The following is a 21,562-nucleotide window of genomic DNA, read 5'->3' on the forward strand; positions in this document are numbered from 1 at the left end:
TTATTCCTTTAAAGCTAAAACATATGGTCTTGCATTTTTATAAACCACTTCGCATTTTAATCCATAAATTTCATATAAAATTTCAGGAGTAAAAAGCTTATGTGTACTGTCAAAATACCGAACTTTTCCATCTTTTAAAAATACCAATTGATCGCAAAAAATCGAAGCCAAATTTAAATCATGTAAAATAGCGACAATAGAGATATTTTTTTCATGGATAAGTTGCTCACAAAATTTTAAAATTTCTATAGAGTATTTTAAATCTAAAGCTGAAGTAGGCTCATCTAGGAAAAGTATTTTTGGATTTTTTAATAAAGCCCTTATAAGGAGGATTTTTTGGAATTCTCCCCCACTTAAAGATAAGATATTTCTATACAACAAATGCTCACATTGTAGTGTTTTTGCGTAATTTTTCACTTCTTTTATATCTTCATGAGTATAACTTGAAAAAGAATGCTTTAGTGCGTTATATTTTCCCATTAGCAAAACATCTACAACCTTTAAAGGAGCTTGGAGTTTAGATTTTTGTGGTACTAGCCCTATTAGACGTGATATGTCTTTTGTGTTAATATGATTCACATTTTCGCCTAATAAAACAATTTCGCCTTGATTTGGCACCAAATCTTTCAATAGCAACTTTAATAAAGTACTTTTTCCAGATCCATTTGGACCTAAAATACCTAAGAATGTTTGATGTTTTAGACTGATGTTAATGTTTTCAAGTAATGTTTTATGGTCATATGAAAAATACAAATTATGAATTTTAATCATTTTTCAAAATCCTTTTTTTGACTTCAAAGCTAAATATAAAAATATAGGCGAACCAAACAAAGCAGTAATAATACCTATGGGTATTTGAACAGGAGAAAGTAAAGTCCTTGCTATAATATCACTAATGAGCAAAAAAATACCACCAAAAACAACAGAGTATGGGATCACAATAGCATTATCATAGGTTTTAAAAATCAATCTCACAACATGCGGTATAATCAAACCAACAAAAGCTATAATCCCCGTAAAAGCCACAGCAAAAGATACAGCTAATGAAGAAACGATCAAAAGTTTTATCCTTAAACTATATGCATCAACCCCTAAATTTTTAGCCTCTTCATCTCCGCTTAACAAAATATTTAAGGCATTTTTATTGATATAAAAATACAATAAACTCAAAAGCAAAGGCAAGATAAGAATTTGCACATGATACCAAGAACTTAAGCCAATATTTCCCATCAACCAAGCTACAACCTTAAAAGAGTCTTCTCCAATAACATAAGTAAAGAATGAAGTAAAAGCCCCTAAAAAAGATGATGTAGCAATACCAATAATCAACAATGTACTAATGGAAGTTTTAGAAGCGATTTTAAAAACAAAAAAAGAAAAAATACTCGAACAAATAAAGGCAAAAATTCCATAATAATAATCTTCAAAGCCCAATAAATAAGCAACAATAGCCCCAAAAGTAGCTGCTGAAGCAATACCTATGATATAAGGATCTGCTATGGGGTTTGAAAATACATTTTGGGTAATAGCTCCACTACTTGATAATAACATTCCAATCAAAATAGCCATAACCGCCCTACTTAAACGAGTATCTATGATCATTTGATTTAAAGTGTCATTCTGTATAAAAACATACTCATACAACTGCAAAGGATTGATATTTTCTTCACCTAAGCATAACGCCATTACAATAACCACAAAATAAGCCAAAGCAAACATGGAGTAAATTAAAGTGTTTTTAGAACACATACTTAAACTCCGTATAATAACTTCTTCCATTTCCTGGTAGGTACTGATCATTTATGCTATCTTGATAGGTGTAGTATTTTTTATCAAATACATTTCTTATCCCTGCAGCAATTTGCAAATTTTTATAATTATAACTTGCTCCAATATCTACTAAAGTGTAGTCTTTGATCCATTCATTTTGATACATTTTTCCCGTTTTCTCATCTATCATACCGCCGTCTTTGGCTCTAGAATGATAATTTAAGTCAACAAAAGTATTAAAATTTGCACTCCAGTAATAATCTAATCCCGCATATAAATTAACCTTAGAGACATAAGGAATTCTTAAGCCATCATTAACCCCTTTAGATATACTTGCATCGATGTAAGCTACACCTTGTTTTAAGATTAAAGTTTCTCCGAGTAGTTTTTGACTTAAATTCATTTCAACACCAAGTCGTCTAGTCTCATCTATATTGTAGTATTTCCACCATGATCCTGATGTAGCATGCGGGTTGCCAAGATAAGCGATCTCATCTTTACTTTGGGTGTAAAAAACACTTGCTCTAAAAACGTGAAAATCCCACAATACATCATTAATGCCCAATTCAAAGGTATGAAAAATTTCAGAATTTAAATCCGTAGAATAATACTTCTTACTTTTGTTGTCTTTATTTACAAATTGTGCTGGGCTTGGAGATATAAAACCTCTTTCGTATTTAAAATACGCCAAACCCGTATCAGAATACACAAAAGTAGGAGTAAGCTCAAAAGCAATATTATCACTGTGTTTTTTTGTGTCAAAAAGACTTAACTCATCTATAATTACAGAACTATTAGGGTGGTTTGGGGTGTTAATTTGCATTTGATTTTTATAGCTTCTATGTGTGGTATATTGGTTCCATTCATATCGAATACCACTAGATAAAACAAAAATATCATTCAATTGATGAGAGTTTAAAACAAAAACCGAATGGCTTTGCTTGTTCATATCCATAATAGTTTGCATATGATGATAAGGTATGATAGGAAAAACGCTATATTTTAATAAGCTTGTTCGCTTAGCATCATGGTTTAAAAAATCATACCCACTTACCAAGTAAGAATTCTCATCATAATTGTATTTTGCTTTAAAATTTAACCCCAAAGTCATGTCATTAAAGCCACTTCCATCTTGATAAGCTTTAATACCTTTCATCATAACCACATCTTTGTCATAAACGATTTTTTGATCTTGCCAAAAACTACCTAAGCGAAATTCCCAAGCATCACCAAGGTAGTAATTATAATCTAAGCTTAATTCAGATCTATTAGTTTGTGTGATATTCTCTGAAGCACCTTTTTGCCTAGGGTTACTTTCAATTTGTGCTTTGGTTAAATAGCCGCTACTTTTATTTGTACTTTTAAAATGATTATAATTTAATGCAATATTACTATTTTCATTAAGATCGCTCATTATGCCTGTATTAAGATGAAAGCCTTTTTCATTGTAGCCTTCTTGAAAGCCATTTTTGTCAAATTTTTGCGCACTCAAAGACAAAACCACATCATCATGCAAAACCTTGTTTAAATTAAAACCAAAATTACCTCCATCGATAATATTTTGGTAAGATTGTGTTTGATTAAAAATAGAAAAATGATCTTGTTTTTGCTTTTTGCTTATGATGTTGATCACACCACCTCTTGTGCCATTTCCATATAAAATTGACCCTCCACCTGGTATGATTTCTATACGTTCGATATTGTTTATATTGATCCCATTTAAAGGCGTAACGCCATGAGAATTATCAAGCATATTAATTTGGCGACCATCTAGCATTACCTTAACAGCAATATTAGATTTATTTCCTTGTCCTCTCATATCAACATTACGACCTAGTCCAAAATTAACAAAATTGATTTCAGGTATACTCTCTAATACTTGCTCTATAGAGCTAAAACCTTTTTTCTTTAAAGAAGAACCATTTACAACAATAACATTTCTCAAATTCTTATCCGCATCTTGCTCAAATCCACTCGCAGAAACCACAAGTTCATCTAAAAATACTTTTTCATCTTTTGTATTTAGTGCATTAGCCCATGCATGATTTAAAAACAATACAGTATAAAAAGAAAATGAAATAATCCTACTTGTAGAATTCATTATACACACTCCTTAGTGATTACTATATAATAATGATAATTCATATCATTATTAAAAAAAGAGAAATATACTCTCATTTAATTTAAAAAAAGATAAAATAATAAGCGGTTTAAGATAAATTTAATTTGATAATTGATATTGTTTTTCAAAATTTTATGAAAAGGATACCATTCAATGAATTTTAGCACTATCATAGAGCATATGAACTCACATCATCAATCCAACCTTATAGACTTATGCAAAAAATTTTCTAACTCCAAGAAAATCGAAAAAGCTATACTTCAGAGTGTAGACTTTGAAGGACTAGATATAATCTATAATGACGATCAAACATTACGCATTAATTTTCCAACAAAAGCTGATGTAAACACCATTAAAGATATCATTATCGAGCTTTGCATGAATGCAAAAAGCGATGATTTAGAAAACATTCATCAAGAGATTGATGAATTTATCGCACAATATAATTCCATCATTTTAGCAACACTCACTGAAAATGGCGAAACCACTTGCTCTTATGCTCCATTTTTTAGATTTCAATCTGAAAATTACATTTACATTAGTCAAATCAGTGAGCATTTTCACAATATCAAAACAAATCCAAACAACATTGAAGTAATGTTTTTAGAAGATGAATGCAAAGCAAGTTCAGTCACTCTAAGAAAAAGACTGCGCTATAAAGCAAGTGCATCTATTCTTGAAAGAGATGCAGAGTTTGACAAAAAATACGATGAATTTGAAAAACAAACAAAAGATGATAAAGCAGTGAAGATGATTAGATCTATGCTTGATTTTCATTTAATTAAGCTTGATTTCCATAATGGACGCTTTGTGAAAGGATTTGGTAAAGCTTATGATATACAAGATGGAAAAATTATTCACATCAAAGGCAAACACCCTCATCAATTCTCACACAAAAAATAGCTTGCTAGGTAATTTACCTAGCATTAGCGCATTCACAAGAAAACCTTTTTAATTCAGGAAGTTTCAAAGAAAGACTGTTGATATTTTTTAATATATCCTTACAAAAAATATCCAAATTTTCCCTAACCCCATAATATGCCCAAACACCTTGTCTATCTACTTCCAAAAAATTAGCTTCTTTTAAAATTTTAAGATGTCTTGAAAGTCTTGATTGACTCATATTTAACGAACTTTGTAGATCACACACACAAAGCTTTCCGTGTTTTTGCAAGAAAGCTAGAATTAAAATTCTACTTTCATCATTAATCGCACTTGTTATTTTTAAAAAATCCTGCATTATACTCCTTATATAAAAAACATTAAAAGTCCAAAGCCAATAGCGATCATAACAATCATACTTGCAAATAAAACCAAAAAGTTTGTTTTAAAAATTCTTTTAAGCAAGATAAGTTCAGGTAAAGAACACCCCGCCCCTGCTATTAAAAAACTCATCATTATACCAAGTGGAACCCCACTTGTAGTTAAAGCAAGCGCCACAGGAATCATAGCAGTACAATTCATATAAAGTAAAACCCCCATAAAAGCTGCTACAAACACACCTAAAACTCCATAATCCATAAGATAGGTCTCAAAGAAATTTTGCGGAAAAACACCATGTATAATAGCCCCTATAGCCATACCCACAAAAATATAAGGAAAAATTTTTTTATATTCTTGGAAGCTTTGAGTGAAGTATTTTTTGAATTGAGTTTTAGGTTTTGTAAAATTAAGTGATGGGTTATTTGATGAGCAACAAGTACTTTTTGTGGTAGATTGGGTTATTTTAGAGCTTGAGCAACATGAACTTTGAGTGAAAAACTGACTAGATTTAGCACTAGAACAACAAGAATTGGCTTGTCCTTCTTGAAGTTCATTATTTAAAAAATCATCATTAAAAAATATTTTTGTATTGATTTTTGATATTCCAAAAGCAAGAAATAAAATAACCCCTAACAAAAATCCTATATAAAGTAAGGTGATCTTAACCCCAAAACTCACTATAAACATCACGATAATGATAGGGTTGATTAAAGGCGATGTGATTAAATACGCCATACACACACCAAGTGGAACACCTGCTCTTAAAAAAGCATTTAAAAGCGGGATACTTGAACACGAACAAAAAGGTGTCAAAGCACCTAAAAGTATAGCCTTAACATAGCTTCCAAATCCATCACTTTTTAAGTGGGTCTCAAAAAATTTAGAATACTTTTCATTTGCAAAAGCAACAAACATACTCACCAAGATAAATAAAATAGAAATTTCACCCAAAAGAACTAAGAAATCTTGCAAAATAATTAAAATTTTATCCCACATATCTTTCCTTTCGAAGTTTTATTTTAATGATTGTAGTAAAAATATATTAATATATCAAGATATATTGATATATTAATATCATAAAAGTAATAATATTTTTAAGTATTTTTATGTAAAATGTAAAAGCTATATTTATATGAAAGAAGATAAAATAATGAGTTTTGGCGAAATTTTGGTTATTTTGGTTGTAGCTATTTTGGTACTTGGCCCTGAAAAACTACCTTCAACCATAGTAGAAATTGCAAAAATCTTAAAAGCTATTAAAAGTAATATCGATGAAGCAAAAGCTAGTATCAATAAAGAATTAAAAATAGCAGAATTAAAAGATGAAGCACAAAAATACAAAGATGAATTCTCACAAACTAATGAAAACATTAGAAAAAAACTCAGCTTTGAAGAATTTGATCAACTCAAAGAAGATATTTTAAATAATACCAATGAAGTAAAAAACGAAATCAATGAACTAGGAAAAGATATACAAGAACTTTCTAATCTCGAAGAAAATACTCAAAAAAATGATAAAAATACTCAAAAAATGGAAAGCTAAGCATGTTTGAAGAATTAAAACCACATTTAGTAGAACTAAGAAAAAGATTATTTATCAGTGTTGCTTGTGTTGTTGTAATGTTTTTTGTATGTTTTAGTTTTAATAACTATATTATCGATATACTTAAAGCACCTGTTGAAGCAGCTTTACCTGAAATTTCCAGACAAATGACTTTCGTTGAATTACAAGAGCCTTTATTTACAGCGATGAAAGTTTCATTTTTTACCGCTTTTTTAATTTCTTTACCGGTTATTTTTTGGCAATTTTGGAAATTTGTAGCACCAGGACTTTACGACAATGAAAAAAAACTAGTGATACCTTTTGTAAGCTTTGCGAGCATTATGTTTGCGCTTGGTGCTTTGTTTTGTTATTATGTTGTTATCCCTTTGGCTTTTAAATTTTTGATTGATTTTGGGGTGCAAACACAAGACTTTAAGCCTTTGATCAGCATAGGTTTATATGTAGGGTTTTTTACTAAATTAGTGATTGCTTTTGGTTTAGCTTTTGAAATGCCGGTTATAACCTTTTTCTTTGCCAAACTTGGACTAGTTGATGATGCGTTTTTAAAAAAGCATTTTAGGGTTTCAGTTTTAGTGATCTTTGTTTTTTCTGCAATGATGACACCCCCTGATGTGATTTCACAATTTTTAATGGCGGTGCCTTTGTGTGGACTTTATGGAATTTCTATTTATATCGCTAAAAAAGTCAATCCAAGCAAAAAAGAAGATGACACAGATGAATGATAAAGATCTTTTGCTCTCTAGCTATGACTATAACTTACCTAGCGAACTCATAGCAAATTTTCCTATTTTACCCAAGGAAAATGCAAAACTTTTGGTATATGAAAGATATAAAGATCAAATAACACATTTACATTTTAAAGATCTTGCTCAAATTTTACCACCTTGTGAGATCATTTTCAATGATACCAAAGTCATCAAAGCAAGAATTTATGGAAACAAAGAAAGTGGCAGCAAAATAGAACTTTTCATCAACCACCCTTTAAAGGAAGACAATTTTTTAGTTCAAATTCGCGGCAAGGTAAAAGAAGGTCAAATTTTATACTTTGAAAATAAATTACAAGCTAAGATTAAAAAACTTCATCAAGATGGTACTAGGGAAGTAGAATTTTATAATGAGCAAAAAACACTTACACATCATGAAGTTTTTAAAATACTAGAAAATATCGGTCATGTGCCTTTGCCTCCCTATATCAAAAGAGCTGATGAAGCACAAGATAATATTAACTATCAAAGTATTTTTGCAAAAAATCAAGGAGCAGTTGCTGCACCCACTGCTAGCTTACATTTTGATGAAGCAATGATCAATGAGCTTAAAAAAAGCCATAGTATTCATACCATAACCCTACATGTTGGTGCAGGAACTTTTAAAGGCGTGGAGTGTGAAGACATCAGAGAACATAAAATGCACTCTGAATTTTTTTGCATCAGTGATGCAACACGCGCCTTGATTGACTCCTCTAAAAAAATACTAGGCGTAGGTACTACTGTAACTCGTTGTATAGAGTATTATTATCAAAACAAAATTCAAGAAGGTTATTGTGATTTATTTTTACATCCACAAAATACCCCGCAAAGATTAGATTACCTGCTGACTAATTTTCATCTACCTAAATCAACCCTCATCATGCTAGTGGCTTCTTTTATAGGAAGAGAAAAAACTTTAGAGCTTTACCATGAAGCTATAAAAAATCAGTATCGCTTTTATTCCTATGGCGATGGAATGCTAATCATCTAGTTTTTTTCTTAATATATTTTTTATCAATATAACCCAATTCTATCAGTTTTTCATAAATCTTAGCAAGCATAGGTCCACCTGCACTACTTCCACTTTTACCATGCTCAATCAATACCACGACAACATACTGTGGTTTTTCATAAGGTGCATACGAAGTAATCCATGCATGAGATCTTAAAAAATACTCCAAATCTTCTTCTTTAATGCGTTTTTTTTCACTTTGTGAAATTCCTACCACTTGCGCTGTTCCTGTTTTAGCTGCTATGGTTATAGGAGAATGCTTTAAAAATCTTGCCGTAGTTCCCCCATCAACATTAGCTACTTCATACATAGCACGTCTTAAAAGCGGAAGTTTTGATAATTCAAAAGTCGTAAATACACTTTCATTGTTTTCAAAACTAATCTTAGTTATATTATCATCAACACTGTGTAAAAAATGCGGTGTGATATTTTTAGAGGTAGCTATCATAGCCGTAAATTTAGCTACTTGCATAGGTGTTGCAAGGAAATTTCCCTGCCCTATGCTTGTGTTTAAGGTTTCACCTTGATACCATGGTTGGTTGTATTTTTCTTTTTTCCAAATTCGACTAGGTACTGTGCCTATAAATTCATTTGGCAAGTCCACTCCTGTTTTTGCTCCAAAACCTATTCTTTCAAAAACCGAGCTAATTGTATCAATACCTACTTCCAAAGAACCTTTGTAAAAATACACATCACAACTTTCCTTAATGGCATCATTCATATCTACATAACCATGGCCTATGGTTTTCCAGCATCTAAATTTTCTACCTCCAAGTTCAAAATTTGAATCACATAAATATTTATGATTTTCGTGTACTTTACCACTATCTAAAAAAGCCAAAGCTGTGCCCATTTTAATAACTGAACCTGGAGGATAAAGTCCATTGATAAGCTTATTTGTAAAAGGGTGGTTTAAATCATTTGACAACTTATCCCATTCTTCTTGAGTAATACCTGTTACAAATGGATTGAGATTGTATTCAGGAAAACTACCTGCTGCTAAAATAGCCCCCGTTTTAACATCCATAACAATAGCAGCTCCTGCTAAATTTTTAAAAAGCGAGGTAAGGTATTCTTGTAAATCAAGATCAATACTTAAGGTAATATTGCTTGAAGTAGGTTTTTTATAAGAAAGTTCCTCTATTTCTTTATTGAGTGCATTTACCTTACTAACCTTTTCGCCTTTTTGTCCTTGTAAAATTTCATTATAAGAACGCTCAATACCACTACGACCCACATAGCTTGTTAATCTTGCAATTTCATTTTCATTCATATCATTTAAATTAGCCTTACCTACATAACCTATAACATGGCTAGCTAAGGCATTATAAGGATAAAATCTTTGTGTGGTAGATTTTACCTGCATATTTTCACGTAAATTTAACTTAGTAAAATGCTTAATCATTGCATCATATTCTATAAATGGCACCACTTCAATATAATCTTGATTATAGTAAGAATCAGCTTTTACGTAAGCTCTTTTTAATCTAGTAATATTCAAATCAGGAAAAGCATTTACAATCGCTTGTAATTCTTGATCTAAAAGTGGTCTATTTTTCTTTTTAATATACAAATAAGGCTTAACCGATATGGAAAATCCTAGCTTATTAACCGCTAAAGGTCGGCCTTTAACATCTAAAATTTGCCCCCTTACGGGTGCTAAAAACTGAGTTTTTATAGCGTTTTGCTTGGCTATTTCTTCATAGTATACATTAGATTTGATACTAATATAATACACTCTAGCAAGTAATAATATAAAAAAACAAGCTATAAAGCCCATCACCAAGCGCATACGCATTTAAATTTTTCCTCTAAAAATAACAAATGATATCAATGCTTCAATAGCAAAAAACCACAAATACTCTAAACCAAAATTTAAAATTTGACTATTATCTAAATATGCCAAAAACACATCAAAAAAATAAATAAAAATATACGCACAAAAAGTAAATATAACGAGCAAATAAGGCCCTAACTTCAGCTTGCTTTTAAACCAATCCACAAAAAAATGATAAAAAATAAAAAATGCAATCCAAGAGCTAAAAAGATAAAAACCATGTATAATATCTATAATAATGAGATAAAATAAAGAAAAGTACCATCTAAAATCAAGCTTATTTAATGTTCTTTCTTTTTCTTTTAAAAGTACAATCATATAACAAAAAAACACACCAAATAAAGGTGGCATCCAGTAATATACTGAGCTTAATACTTGATAAAAAATCAAAGATAGATAGAAAAATAAATAAGAAAAATCAAATCTATTTTTTACTAATCTCCTACTCCTCATTCAAACCCAAACTTTCTAAAATAATTTTTTCTTCTAGTTTTTCAATACCTGTTTTTTTTAAATTTGAAACCATGATAGCATTTTTGTGAAGATTTAAAATTTTAGCTTTTTGACTTTGATTAAGCTTGTCTGATTTTGTGAAAACAGTTATTTTTTTTTGATCTGCTCTTATAAAAGAGTCTAGATATGCTTCCAAATTTGCATCAATATCTAAATTTTCATGCCTTGAATCAACAAGATGTATAAAGAGTTTGATAGAACTACGTTCTTTTAAAAATTCATCTAAATTTTTATTCCAAATAGCTTTTGTTTTTTTACTTACCTTTGCATAACCAAAACCAGGCAAATCAATAAACATCAGTTTAAATTTATCCTCATTTTTTTTGCAATTTACTTCAAAAAAATTAATCAACTGAGTTTTACCCGGAGTTGATGAGCTTTTTGCTAGATTTTTATTTTTACAAAGTGTATTGATCAAAGAGCTTTTACCTACATTAGAACGACCCAAAAATGTAATCTCTGTATATATAGGCTGTGGTGCTTCACTAACCTTAGAAGCCGAAGTTAAAAACTGAGCATTAAGGATCATTCCTTAACCTCAAATACAAATTTTGCAGGTTTTTTGTCTTTACTAAGCACCCTATAAGTCATATTTTTTCTATCTACGATGATTTTATCCCCTGTTAGTTCTTTTTTACTTTGCACTTCGATGATTTTTGCATGACCATTGATTTCATAGGTATCTTTAGCCACATTATAAACAAACTCATCTCCACTTCCATGATAAGTTTTATCTTTCATATTAATTTTAAACTTAGCATCGCGAGTAGCAATATACTTCACAGGTTGTTTATTTTTCATATAAATAACTAGTTTTTGAGAATTTAAAATATCCCCGCCTTTTTTTACTTCCACATCACCTGTTAAGGTGCTAGTTTCATTTTTCTCATCTAAATAAAAATCTTTAGCATATACTTCTATTTTTTGCGCACCCAATGCAAATAAATTCAACAAACATAAAAAAATTACTGTTCTAAAAACCATGCTTTTATTCCTTGAATTTTTAATTCTTTTTGATCTACATTATATAAAAAGCTATTTCCAAATACCTCATTAACTCCTATATAAGCTTTAAAGGTATCATTAGAAAATAAAATTTTATCTTTCATGTTATAAACTGCTTTTTGGGTAAAAATAGAAGTTTGATTTTTATCAAAATAACTAACATTACCTTCTAAAATAGATTTTTCATCGTTTCTGATTAATAAATTTGAACTTAAATTATAATCAAGTGCTTGCACTTTAAAATCATCAAAAATATCTTTATCTTGGTATTTAACCCAACGACTAGCTTGATAACTTGCCTTTGTAGTGGTGGTATTAAGCTCATAATCAAGCACATCAAAAGCTTGCATATTTGCCACATCAACCTTTTGTGGTTTTATAGCAAAAAGATAAGGATCTTGCGTACTTAAAATCACCATCACAAAAGCAAACAATCCCATTAAGATTGCAAAAATTTTTATCGCCAAAGCTTATCCCATTGCGCTTGCATATTGTTGTATTCTACTAAAATTTCTATCATTTCACTCACCGCACCATTGCCGCCTTTTCTATTTAAAACCTTATCAGTTTTTAAAGCCTTGTGTGCATCTTTTGGTTTAAAACTATACTCCACCGCTTCAAGTAAACTCATATCATTATAGTAATCTCCAATAGCTGCACATTGAGAGAAATCTAAATTTAATTTTTCTAAAATTTCTTTTGCACAAGCAAGTTTGTCACTAATACCTTGATATACTAAATCAATCTTTAAATCCCTAGCTCTAAAATACACGCACTCACTTGTCCTACCTGTAATGATAGCAACTTTTTTGCCAAGCTTTTGCCAAGCTTCAATCGCAGCACCATCTTTTACATTAAATTCTTTAATCTCGCCATAATTTTGAGTGTAGATGATTTTACCATCTGTCAAACAACCATCTACATCTAAAAAAATCAATTCTATCATTATTTTACTCTCTTACTATAAACGCACCTGGAAAAGATCCACTATCAGCAAAATCTCTTGCTTCTTGTTCACTTCTAAAGCCTTTTAAAAATACTCTATGCAAACCATCTTTTGCACTTGTTTGTATAGTTGAAGTATATGAGTTGTAGTTTTTATATCTACTTGCGATTAATTCAGCACCGCTTTTATTTCTAAATGCTCCAATTTGTACCATAAAAGATCCTCCTTGGAAAATATGTCCACTATCAACAATAGATCCACTGTTTCCTAAATTCGAATTAGTATGCACCGAACCCGAATTAGCACTAGTACCAAAACCAATTACTTCAAGTCTTACAGGAGCTGTCCCTGCTTGTATCATATCAATATCTCTTGCAGCCATATTGGATAAGTCAATAATCCTTCCTGCGACAAAAGGACCTCTATCGTTAATTCTAACTGTAGTTTGGCGGTGATTTTTTAGGTTAGTTACTTTTACAATAGTATTCATTGGTAAAGTTTTATGTGCTGCAGTGTATGCATGCTGATCATAAGTTTCACCATTAGAAGTTTTTTTACCATGAAAACCAGGTCCATACCAACTTGCTATACCATCTGCAGTTTCACCTACTTCTACTACAGTAGGATAATATGTTTTACCATTAATAGTATAAGGTTTCATAGTTCCTTTTAAATTCGTGTTATTATGCTTTACGCTTTTAAAATCTCTTTCTGGATAATATACCGTAGGCGTACTAATAGGCACCATACTACAAGCACTAAATAAAACACCAACACAACTAACGACTAACGACTTTTGTATGAGAGTCTTTTGGTAATTTTTGAGTAGTTTTGATTTTTGCATTATTATTCTCCTTAATTTTTAACACAAGTTTTTGATTGATATTGATCAAATTTCCTTTGATTTTATTATACTCTTTTATGCTTTCTACACTGATTTTGTGTTTTCTGGCAATAGTATAAAGACTATCCCCTTGTTTTACTATATAAATTTTAGTATGTGGGATAGTTGTATCCACCTTGGCTAATTTGACTTTTTGCATTGCATTTTCTACTGCTACACTTTTACTTAAAGGCACATACATGTAATAGTCTTTTTTATCAGGTGGTGTAAAATCATGGTTAAAGTGTGGATTATAGCGTTTAAACTCACCATAAGACATTTTAGCAACTTTAGCTAACTGCCTTAAAGAAACACTAGGCGGTACAGGTATTTTTTTAACTTCACTTGATAAAGCATAATTTAGCAAGGCACTATCTTGTGAAATTAAAAAATCATTATTATTAGCCAAAAACGCCATGGTTAAAATTTTTCTAATAAAAATTCGTGTTTCTAAAGGCAGATATTTTTTATCAGGATCAAGTAAAACTCTTAAATCATCACTTTTTGCCTTTTTTATAGCTTGACGCAATTTACCATCGCCACAATTATAAGCCAAAATAGCTAAATACCATTTCCCAAACTGCTCTTTTAACTGCTTTAAATAAGCAATCGCAGCATGAGTAGATTTTACCAAATCTCTTCTTTCATCAACGTAAGGATCGATCCTTAAACCTAAAGTTTGCGCTGTTGGTTTCATAAACTGCCATACACCCACTGCCTTAGTTCTTGAAACACTATGAATTTTTAAACCTGACTCTACAACAGCAAGGTATAAGAATTCTTGTGGGATATTTTCTTTTTCTAAAATTTTACGAATAATTGGAGTAATTTTGTAAAATTCCCTCATCGTATCCACTAAAGTTTTAGAGTGCATATCCATAGAAGATTCTTTAAATTCCAGAAAAATCATATCACTTAAATAGTTTGCTTCGATATCTAAATTTCTTAAAATTTGAGCTTGCTGAGTGTAATGCTCTGGTGTAAACTGCAAAGCTTTAGCATTTAAACACAATAAAACTAAAGTAAAGAATAAAAACTTTTTTTTCATTACAAACCTTGAAAAAATAAACGGTTAGCGTTTAAATTAGTCAACTTAATAATTTCACTTTTGCTAAGATTTAAAAGATCAGCTATTTTTTGCGCAACAAAATGCGTTAAAATGGGATCATTAACTTTACCACGATGTGGCTCTGGGGTCAAGTATGGACCATCTGTTTCTAAAACAAGCTTTTCTTTTGGTATCTTAGGTAAAATTTCCACAAGTTTTTTGGCGTTTTTAAAGGTTAAAACCCCACCTATACCAAAATAAAACCCATCATCTGCCAATGAAAGCAAAAGTTCACTTGCATTAAAGCAGTGTAAAACACCACCTTGTAAATCTTTTGCATAATTTTTTAATATCTTATAACTATCTTCATTTGCATCACGCACATGTACAATCAGTGGTTTTTTGTATTCAATAGCTAGCTGTATTTGAGCGATAAAAACTTCTTTTTGTTTTGCCTTTACCGCCTCATCATCAGCATTTAAACGATAATAATCAAGCCCGCATTCACCAACCGCGATACATTTTTTATCGTTAATAAATTCTTTCAAAATATCTAAATCAAAATCATCGATATCATAAGGATGCACCCCGCAAGAAAAAAACACCTTTTCATAACGATGTGCAATCTCTCTTGCTCTTGGTAGATCTTTGATATCTGCACCTGGTATGATGATTTTATCTATTCCATTATCAAAGGCATGATTGAGCATTTCATTTAAACACCCAAAATAAGCTTGGCTGTCTAAATGACAATGCGTGTCTATGATTTTTTCAGAAAAATCACAATCTAAAAACATACCTCTACCCTATTTTTCCCATTTGCCTTTGCTAAATCTAAAGCTTTTTGGGCATTGTTTAATAGTTCTTGCATTTGACTAGATTTACCTCCAAAAGCAACCCCCACAGAAACACTATAATCTACTTCATCTAGTGCTATCAATACGCTTTCTTTAGCAATGTTAACTCTAATATTTGAAAAAGCTTTTAGCGCTTCTTTATTGCCCGTATTTTTCAAAAGTACATAAAATTTACCATCTTCGATTTTTGTAGCCAAGTCCATACCGCGAATTTGATCCTTGATTTTTTTGGCAGCATATTTAATCACACCATCACCACAATCATAACTTAACTCATAATTAATAGTCGCCAAATTATCAATATCTATCAAAGCTAATGCTAATTCTTCATTCTCTTGCATATCTTCTAAATAGTCTAAAAATCTTTTTTCAAAGCTAGCATAATCATCAAGTCCGGTTAATAAATCCTTACCCAAACTATATTCATCTAATAAAACACATTTTTGCATATAGTCTAAGCAGTTATTTACCCTACAATTGAGTGATTCTTTTTGAAAAGGTCTAATAACATAATCATTCACGCCTTTTCTAAAAGCTCTTGCTTCTAAAGCATCATCTTTATCTCCAACCATAATCACACCAAGTTCTATTTTGGAGTACTTTGAGCGAATTTCAACAAGCAAATCTTCTCCATTAATTACTGGCATAGTCGCATCACAAATAACCAATCTAGTATCAGGATTGTCACTAAGATAACTCAAAGCTTCTTCTCCATGTGCTGCTGCTAAAACGTTAAAAAGTTGGTTATTTAGATTTTTTTTCATTTCTGCACGTAAAGTCACATTAGCAATTGCTAGAATAATTTTAGTTTTATTGTTTTTTTGCAACATTCTAATAGAACTTAACATCTCATCGATACAGCTTTCGCTCTCTTTTTGAATATAACCTATGATGTCTTTTTCCATAAATTTTTTACGTGTTTGCCCATCGCTACTTCCCGTAAGAACAATAGCAGGGATATTTTTTTCTAATATCACATCCACCACTTCTCCATTAGGAGCATCTGGCAAACAAAGATCCACAAAAGCCATAAAATAATTATTCTTTACTAATTCTTTAGCGCTATTCATATCAAAAGCAACATCTACTTTTAAACCTAAGGTACTCTCTACTTTTTTTGCTAAAAGTTTTGTAAGCATTTTATTATCATCAATAATTAAAATTTTTTCTTCCATAGCTAACCTCTTTATGACTTAAAATTATAATTATAGCATATAGAAATTTACTTTTTGTTTTTAAAGTAAAGTTCTAGTAAATTCTAAAGCTTCCTGGGTAATATTTTCTCCACTTACCATTCTAGCAAGCTCTCTTACTCTTTCTTCTTTTTCAATTTTTCTCACTCTACTTTCATCACCTATTTTTTCCACCAAAAAATGATTACTTGCTTTTGATGAAAGCTGTGGTAAATGTGAAATGGCAAAAATTTGATAAAAACACGCAAGTTCTTTTAGTACTTCAGCAATACTCATTGCTTCTTTACCGCTTAAGTTTGCATCAATTTCATCTAGAAAAATTATTCCGCTAGCTTTATTTGTTATATTGCATTCAGTGGCAATAAATGAAAGTCTTAAACGATTGATCTCGCCTGAACTTAAATTTTTTAAACTAGCCTCGTTGATATTTAAACTAACTTCATCTTTCCCCAAAAGATTTAAAGCACACTCTTTAAGCTCTAATTTTACTTCTTTCATATACAGTTTTTGGAGGTAAAAATTTAGTAACTTTTCAAGCTCTTTTAGCTTTTTTTGGCGTATAAGAGTAAGTTTTTGACATTTTTGCTCTAAAATACCTTGAGTATTTTGTACTTTTTCTTCTAATGCTTTTTTTTCAAAACTTAAATTTTCATAATGAGCCAATTCTGTTTTTTTCTTTTCTAAAGCTTCTAAAGCTTCTTCTATACTCCCATATTTTGAAATCAAAGAAGAAAGCTTTTCTATCCTATCAAGCACTTCTTCAATATCAAAATCAAAATCATCAAAACTTTGATTTTCCCAAACTACTCTTAACTCATTAAGGCATTCTGAAAAAAATGAACTATCAACATCACTAATTTGCAATGCATCAATTACCGCTGATTCTAGTTCAAAAATTTTACTCGCTTTATTCCATGCTGCATCAATTTTATCTTTTTTTGAAAGTCTTTTTTTAAGACTCATCAATTCATCAAATTCACCTATTTTTGGATTAATACTTTGAATTTTTTGTATTTCAAAGCTGGTAAATTCTTTTAACTCTTCTACTTTTTTTTCTTCTTCTTGAATTTGCTCTAGTTTGCTTTTGTTTTCTAAGTATTCCTTATAAGTGTTTTTATATTCACTTAAAAAATCTTGAAAATTTTTATCTTCTTTACTTTGCATAAAATCAAGTATATTTAAAAATCTTTCATTGCTAAATTCGTTATTTTCCTTGGCAGAGAGATATTTCACAAAACCTTTAGATAATAAGGCTAAATTTTTCTTTGATATCATTTGATTATTAATAAAATAGCGTGTGCTTTTATCTTTTAAAAGTTTAAATATATTTATTTCTTCATTTTCTATACCAAACTCATCTAGTTCAAGTTTATCATTCAGTAAAATTTCTACCATTTTTGCTTCACTTTCACTAAGTGCAAAGGCAGCCAAGATAGCTTTAAACAAGACCGACTTTCCAGCACCACTTAATCCAGTAAAAACTGTCAGTCCTTTTTCAAGATCTAATTTTGCTTGTTTAAAACCTAAATTTTCTTTTATTAAAATACTTTCTATCATCACTTACCCCAATTTAACTTTTCTTTTAAAACTTGGAAATAATCTCTATCTTTTTGGTGTATAAAACTAAGTTCTTTTTTACTAAGGCTTATAAGAATTTTATCATATTCTTTAGGATTGATCACTTCTTGTCCATCTAAATATAACAAACATTGCTCCACTTTTAATTCAAGCTCAAAACCATAAGGCAAAACAATAGGTCTTTGGGTTAAAGAATGCGAACAAACCGGTGTTAAAACAAAAATTTCACTCCAAGGATGCACGATAGGACCGCCTGCGCTGATATTATACGCGGTAGATCCACTTGAACTTGCAATGATTAATCCATCTCCATAATAAGCGTTAAAAAGCTTATTTTCAAAAAATACTTCCACATTTGCCATTAAGGCATTATCGCGAGAAAAAACCGCGTCATTAAAGGCGAACTTTTTAATGATTTTATTTTTTTTATATAAGGTAATCTGAAGCATTTTTGCTGTTTCTATTTTAAAATTACCCCTAAAAAAATCTTCAAAAAAAACTTCCACTTCACTCAACGAAAAAGCAGTCAAAAAACCTAAATTTCCAGCATTTATCCCTAAGATAGGTTTTTTAGCTTGATATGCTTGCCTACATAAAGATAGAAGTGTTCCATCTCCACCAAGAGAAATAAGAAAATCTAAATCTGATAAATCTTTTAAATGAATTTTATCTTGGCTTAACAAAACCACTTCAATATTTTTTACATCAAAAATCTTTCTTAGTAAAGCAATTTGCTCATTTAGGTTAGTATTTAATCTACAAAATAAGCCAACTTTTTGAATTTTTTCTATATTAATCTGTTTTTTCATAGAAAAATTATAACAAAACTTAGCTAAGCAAAAGAATAAAATACTATAATTACAAAATTAAACAAAATTAATCTAAGGAAAAATTTTGAGAACACATTATAATACAGAGCTTAACATACAAAATGTTGGCGAAGAAGTAACATTATGTGGTTGGGTAAATTCATACCGCGACCATGGAGGTGTAATTTTCATCGATCTTAGAGATCGTAGCGGATTAATACAACTAGTATGTGATCCTACAGATAACCAAGAAGCACACCATATCGCTTCAACCGTAAGAAACGAATATGTTTTAATCGCGCAAGGTAAAATTCGTCCACGTGGCGAGGGATTGGCAAATCCAAAACTTAAAACCGGAGAAATAGAAGTTGTTATAAACAAACTTACTATTGAAAATGAAAGCGCAGTGATACCTTTTGCTATAGGCGATGAAAGTGTTAATGAAGAATTAAGATTAAAATACAGATTTTTAGACTTAAGAAGTAAAAAACTTTATGATAATTTCGCACTCAGATCTACAGCATGTATTGCAACAAGAAACTCTTTAGCTAAAATGGGATTTTTAGAGGTTGAAACTCCTATTTTAACTAAAGCTACTCCAGAAGGTGCAAGAGATTATCTAGTCCCATCGCGTGTACACCAAGGTGAATTTTATGCCCTACCTCAAAGTCCTCAACTTTTCAAACAACTTTTAATGTGTTCAGGCTTTGATAGATACTTTCAAATAGCAAAATGCTTTAGAGATGAAGATTTAAGAGCAGATCGCCAACCTGAATTTACTCAAATAGACATAGAAATGAGCTTTTGTGAGCAAAAAGACATCATAACCATGGCTGAAAACCTACTTAAAGATATCTTTCAAGCTTGTGGAAAAGAAATTAGCATTCCTTTTAGACAAATGAGTTATAAAGAAGCGATGGAGTGTTATGGTTCGGATAAACCTGATTTAAGGTTTGATATGAAATTGATCGATGTAATCGATATTTTTGCAAAATCAAACAATGAAATTTTTACAAATATCGCAAAAGATACAAAGAAAAATCGTATCAAAGCCTTAAGAGTTCCAAAAGGAGATACGATTTTCTCAAAACGTCAAATGCAAAGATTTGAAGAATTTGTACGCAAATTTGGAGCAGCAGGACTTGCATTTATTCAAATGAAAGAAGATGGTCCTAAGGGTCCACTTTGCAAATTCTTTAACGAAGAGGATTTAAATGCTTTAATTCAAAGATGTGAATTAGAAGTGGGCGATGTGGTATTTTTTGGTGCAGGAGCTAAGAAAACTGTGCTAGATTACATGGGTAGATTTAGATTATTCCTTGCCGATGAAATGAAAATTATCGATGAGGATAAATTAGAATTCTTATGGGTTGTTGATTTTCCTATGTTTGAACAAAACGATGATGGTAGTTATTCTGCAATGCACCATCCATTCACAATGCCAAAAAATATTGACGAGCAAGATTTAGAAGAGATTAACTCAATCGCACATGATGTGGTTTTAAATGGTGTTGAGTTAGGTGGCGGTAGTATAAGAATTCACAAAAGCGCTATCCAGCAAAAAGTTTTCAAACTGCTTAATATCGACGAAGAAGAACAAAAAAAGAAATTCGGTTTCTTACTAGATGCGTTAAGTTTTGGAGCTCCTCCACATGGCGGTATAGCAATAGGCTTAGATAGACTTATCATGCTTTTGACTAAATCATCAAGCATTAGAGAAGTAATTGCCTTCCCTAAAACACAAAGAGCACAATGTCTTATGACTCAAGCTCCAAGCGAAGTAAGCAATGAACAAATGAGAGAATTAGGTATAAGATTAAGGGAGAATACTAAATGAAACAATTATTTTTAATCATAGGCGCACCGGGCAGTGGTAAAACAACTGATGCAAGCATTATTGCAGCAGATGATGCAAACATTACTCATTATTCTACAGGAGATTTATTAAGAGCAGAAGTTGCTAGTGGTAGTGAACTTGGAAAAACCATTGATAGTTTTATTTCTAAAGGGAATTTAGTCCCACTAGATGTAGTTGTAAATACCATTATCACGGCTTTAAAAAACGCTCCAACTAACACGATACTTATCGATGGTTACCCAAGAAGCGTGGAGCAAATGCTCGAGTTTGATAAAGTATTAAAAAATCAAAATGAAGTAAATTTAAAAGGTGTTATAGAAGTAAAAGTTAGTGAAGAAGTTGCCAGAGAAAGAGTTTTGGGACGTGCTAGAGGTGCTGATGATAATGAAGAAGTTTTCAACAATAGAATGAAAGTTTATTTAGAACCTTTAGAAGAAATAACAAATTTCTATACCAAAGAAAATATCCACCATATAATCAATGGTGAAAGAAGTATCGAAGCTATCGTAGCGGATATGAAAAATTTAATTAATGATTTATTAAAATAAAGGATAAAAA

General features: G+C 30.8%; 21 protein-coding genes and 2 pseudogenes. 6 read left to right on the plus strand and 17 right to left on the minus strand.

Annotated features, from left to right (window positions below):
* Genes CKA54_RS01310 through CKA54_RS01320 form a run of 3 tightly spaced genes read right to left on the minus strand, consistent with a single transcriptional unit; the run spans position 1 to position 3,871 of the window.
* Positions 1-771 (minus strand): ABC transporter ATP-binding protein, encoded by a 771-nt coding sequence (locus CKA54_RS01310; protein WP_120759327.1) that lies wholly within the window; start codon positions 769-771, stop codon positions 1-3.
* 3 nt (positions 772-774) lie between these two features.
* Complete coding sequence (locus CKA54_RS01315) at positions 775-1,764, minus strand: iron ABC transporter permease (RefSeq protein ID WP_253254844.1); 990 nt, start codon at positions 1,762-1,764, stop codon at positions 775-777.
* The gene (locus CKA54_RS01320) at positions 1,739-3,871 is read right to left on the minus strand and encodes a TonB-dependent receptor (RefSeq protein ID WP_120759331.1); all 2,133 of its coding nucleotides are present in this window, start codon (positions 3,869-3,871) and stop codon (positions 1,739-1,741) included. The genes CKA54_RS01315 and CKA54_RS01320 overlap by 26 nt, the downstream gene beginning before the upstream one ends.
* 174 nt (positions 3,872-4,045) lie before the next feature.
* Here CKA54_RS01320 and CKA54_RS01325 point away from each other — a divergent pair, with 174 nt between their 5' ends.
* On the plus strand, positions 4,046-4,795 hold the full coding sequence (locus CKA54_RS01325; RefSeq protein ID WP_120759333.1) for a HugZ family heme oxygenase: 750 nt from the start codon (positions 4,046-4,048) through the stop codon (positions 4,793-4,795).
* Positions 4,796-4,808: 13 nt separating this feature from the next.
* Here CKA54_RS01325 and CKA54_RS01330 read toward each other — a convergent pair whose 3' ends face one another.
* Both CKA54_RS01330 and CKA54_RS01335 read right to left on the minus strand, forming a co-directional pair.
* Positions 4,809-5,132 (minus strand): metalloregulator ArsR/SmtB family transcription factor, encoded by a 324-nt coding sequence (locus tag CKA54_RS01330; RefSeq protein WP_120759335.1) that lies wholly within the window; start codon positions 5,130-5,132, stop codon positions 4,809-4,811.
* A gap of 8 nt (positions 5,133-5,140) precedes the next feature.
* Positions 5,141-6,151, minus strand: coding sequence for a permease (locus CKA54_RS01335; protein ID WP_120759337.1), 1,011 nt, complete (start codon positions 6,149-6,151; stop codon positions 5,141-5,143).
* A 154-nt stretch (positions 6,152-6,305) separates the two neighbouring features.
* On the opposite strand from CKA54_RS01335, the pseudogene tatB reads away from it, so the two are divergent.
* From tatB to queA, 3 genes and pseudogenes are all read left to right on the plus strand, one after another.
* Positions 6,306-6,581 (plus strand): annotated as a pseudogene (gene tatB, locus CKA54_RS01340) (Sec-independent protein translocase protein TatB); the annotation flags it as partial.
* A gap of 119 nt (positions 6,582-6,700) precedes the next feature.
* Complete coding sequence (tatC, locus tag CKA54_RS01345) at positions 6,701-7,441, plus strand: twin-arginine translocase subunit TatC (protein ID WP_120759339.1); 741 nt, start codon at positions 6,701-6,703, stop codon at positions 7,439-7,441.
* Entirely contained in the window at positions 7,434-8,456 is a 1,023-nt protein-coding gene (gene queA / locus CKA54_RS01350) for a tRNA preQ1(34) S-adenosylmethionine ribosyltransferase-isomerase QueA (protein WP_120759340.1), read from the plus strand. Before tatC ends, queA begins: the two co-directional genes overlap by 8 nt.
* Here the strand turns inward: queA and mrdA are convergent.
* The 12 genes and pseudogenes from mrdA to CKA54_RS01410 all read right to left on the minus strand — a co-directional run bounded on the left by mrdA (position 8,449) and on the right by CKA54_RS01410 (position 19,146).
* Positions 8,449-10,275, minus strand: a complete 1,827-nt coding sequence (mrdA, locus tag CKA54_RS01355) for a penicillin-binding protein 2 (protein ID WP_120759341.1) — start codon at positions 10,273-10,275, stop codon at positions 8,449-8,451. The genes queA and mrdA overlap by 8 nt on opposite strands.
* Positions 10,276-10,632, minus strand: coding sequence for a hypothetical protein (locus CKA54_RS01360; protein ID WP_232087575.1), 357 nt, complete (start codon positions 10,630-10,632; stop codon positions 10,276-10,278).
* A gap of 124 nt (positions 10,633-10,756) precedes the next feature.
* Positions 10,757-11,356, minus strand: a complete 600-nt coding sequence (yihA, locus tag CKA54_RS01365; RefSeq protein ID WP_120759343.1) for a ribosome biogenesis GTP-binding protein YihA/YsxC — start codon at positions 11,354-11,356, stop codon at positions 10,757-10,759.
* Positions 11,353-11,811 (minus strand): lipopolysaccharide transport periplasmic protein LptA, encoded by a 459-nt coding sequence (gene lptA, locus CKA54_RS01370; RefSeq protein WP_120759344.1) that lies wholly within the window; start codon positions 11,809-11,811, stop codon positions 11,353-11,355. The genes yihA and lptA overlap by 4 nt, the downstream gene beginning before the upstream one ends.
* Positions 11,793-12,299 (minus strand): hypothetical protein, encoded by a 507-nt coding sequence (locus CKA54_RS01375; protein ID WP_120759345.1) that lies wholly within the window; start codon positions 12,297-12,299, stop codon positions 11,793-11,795. The genes lptA and CKA54_RS01375 overlap by 19 nt, the downstream gene beginning before the upstream one ends.
* Positions 12,290-12,778 (minus strand): 3-deoxy-D-manno-octulosonate 8-phosphate phosphatase, YrbI family, encoded by a 489-nt coding sequence (locus CKA54_RS01380; RefSeq protein ID WP_039663419.1) that lies wholly within the window; start codon positions 12,776-12,778, stop codon positions 12,290-12,292. Before CKA54_RS01380 ends, CKA54_RS01375 begins: the two co-directional genes overlap by 10 nt.
* Before the next feature lie 4 nt (positions 12,779-12,782).
* Positions 12,783-13,502: pseudogene (locus CKA54_RS01385) on the minus strand (septal ring lytic transglycosylase RlpA family protein); the annotation flags it as partial.
* A 55-nt stretch (positions 13,503-13,557) separates the two neighbouring features.
* Positions 13,558-14,709, minus strand: coding sequence for a lytic transglycosylase domain-containing protein (locus CKA54_RS01390; protein ID WP_120759347.1), 1,152 nt, complete (start codon positions 14,707-14,709; stop codon positions 13,558-13,560).
* Positions 14,709-15,506 (minus strand): TatD family hydrolase, encoded by a 798-nt coding sequence (locus CKA54_RS01395; protein ID WP_120759348.1) that lies wholly within the window; start codon positions 15,504-15,506, stop codon positions 14,709-14,711. Before CKA54_RS01395 ends, CKA54_RS01390 begins: the two co-directional genes overlap by 1 nt.
* A complete protein-coding gene (locus CKA54_RS01400; RefSeq protein WP_120759350.1) occupies positions 15,497-16,741 on the minus strand; it encodes a diguanylate cyclase in 1,245 nt (414 codons plus the stop codon). Before CKA54_RS01400 ends, CKA54_RS01395 begins: the two co-directional genes overlap by 10 nt.
* Positions 16,742-16,801: 60 nt before the next feature.
* Positions 16,802-18,316: an AAA family ATPase gene (locus CKA54_RS01405; RefSeq protein WP_120759352.1), complete on the minus strand. Its 1,515-nt coding sequence runs from the start codon at positions 18,314-18,316 to the stop codon at positions 16,802-16,804.
* A complete protein-coding gene (locus tag CKA54_RS01410) occupies positions 18,316-19,146 on the minus strand; it encodes an NAD(+)/NADH kinase (protein WP_120759354.1) in 831 nt (276 codons plus the stop codon). Before CKA54_RS01410 ends, CKA54_RS01405 begins: the two co-directional genes overlap by 1 nt.
* An 85-nt stretch (positions 19,147-19,231) precedes the next feature.
* Here CKA54_RS01410 and aspS point away from each other — a divergent pair, with 85 nt between their 5' ends.
* Entirely contained in the window at positions 19,232-20,983 is a 1,752-nt protein-coding gene (aspS, locus tag CKA54_RS01415; protein ID WP_120759356.1) for an aspartate--tRNA ligase, read from the plus strand.
* Entirely contained in the window at positions 20,980-21,552 is a 573-nt protein-coding gene (locus tag CKA54_RS01420) for an adenylate kinase (protein WP_039663402.1), read from the plus strand. The genes aspS and CKA54_RS01420 overlap by 4 nt, the downstream gene beginning before the upstream one ends.
* Positions 21,553-21,562: the final 10 nt, after the last annotated feature.

This window comes from Campylobacter sp. P255 (assembly GCF_003627915.1).
GTDB lineage: Bacteria > Campylobacterota > Campylobacteria > Campylobacterales > Campylobacteraceae > Campylobacter_D.

Coding starts and splice junctions, on each gene's coding strand:
- CKA54_RS01410 (WP_120759354.1), bottom strand. CDS start 19,146: ATGAAAAAACAGATTAATATAGAAAAAATTCAAAAAGTTGGCTTATTT.
- tatC (WP_120759339.1), top strand. CDS start 6,701: ATGTTTGAAGAATTAAAACCACATTTAGTAGAACTAAGAAAAAGATTA.
- CKA54_RS01330 (WP_120759335.1), bottom strand. CDS start 5,132: ATGCAGGATTTTTTAAAAATAACAAGTGCGATTAATGATGAAAGTAGA.
- CKA54_RS01380 (WP_039663419.1), bottom strand. CDS start 12,778: ATGATAGAATTGATTTTTTTAGATGTAGATGGTTGTTTGACAGATGGT.
- CKA54_RS01335 (WP_120759337.1), bottom strand. CDS start 6,151: ATGTGGGATAAAATTTTAATTATTTTGCAAGATTTCTTAGTTCTTTTG.
- CKA54_RS01325 (WP_120759333.1), top strand. CDS start 4,046: ATGAATTTTAGCACTATCATAGAGCATATGAACTCACATCATCAATCC.
- CKA54_RS01400 (WP_120759350.1), bottom strand. CDS start 16,741: ATGGAAGAAAAAATTTTAATTATTGATGATAATAAAATGCTTACAAAA.
- CKA54_RS01405 (WP_120759352.1), bottom strand. CDS start 18,316: ATGATAGAAAGTATTTTAATAAAAGAAAATTTAGGTTTTAAACAAGCA.
- CKA54_RS01420 (WP_039663402.1), top strand. CDS start 20,980: ATGAAACAATTATTTTTAATCATAGGCGCACCGGGCAGTGGTAAAACA.
- CKA54_RS01320 (WP_120759331.1), bottom strand. CDS start 3,871: ATGAATTCTACAAGTAGGATTATTTCATTTTCTTTTTATACTGTATTG.
- queA (WP_120759340.1), top strand. CDS start 7,434: ATGAATGATAAAGATCTTTTGCTCTCTAGCTATGACTATAACTTACCT.
- CKA54_RS01395 (WP_120759348.1), bottom strand. CDS start 15,506: ATGTTTTTAGATTGTGATTTTTCTGAAAAAATCATAGACACGCATTGT.
- yihA (WP_120759343.1), bottom strand. CDS start 11,356: ATGATCCTTAATGCTCAGTTTTTAACTTCGGCTTCTAAGGTTAGTGAA.
- CKA54_RS01310 (WP_120759327.1), bottom strand. CDS start 771: ATGATTAAAATTCATAATTTGTATTTTTCATATGACCATAAAACATTA.
- CKA54_RS01360 (WP_232087575.1), bottom strand. CDS start 10,632: ATGATTGTACTTTTAAAAGAAAAAGAAAGAACATTAAATAAGCTTGAT.
- mrdA (WP_120759341.1), bottom strand. CDS start 10,275: ATGCGTATGCGCTTGGTGATGGGCTTTATAGCTTGTTTTTTTATATTA.
- lptA (WP_120759344.1), bottom strand. CDS start 11,811: ATGGTTTTTAGAACAGTAATTTTTTTATGTTTGTTGAATTTATTTGCA.
- CKA54_RS01390 (WP_120759347.1), bottom strand. CDS start 14,709: ATGAAAAAAAAGTTTTTATTCTTTACTTTAGTTTTATTGTGTTTAAAT.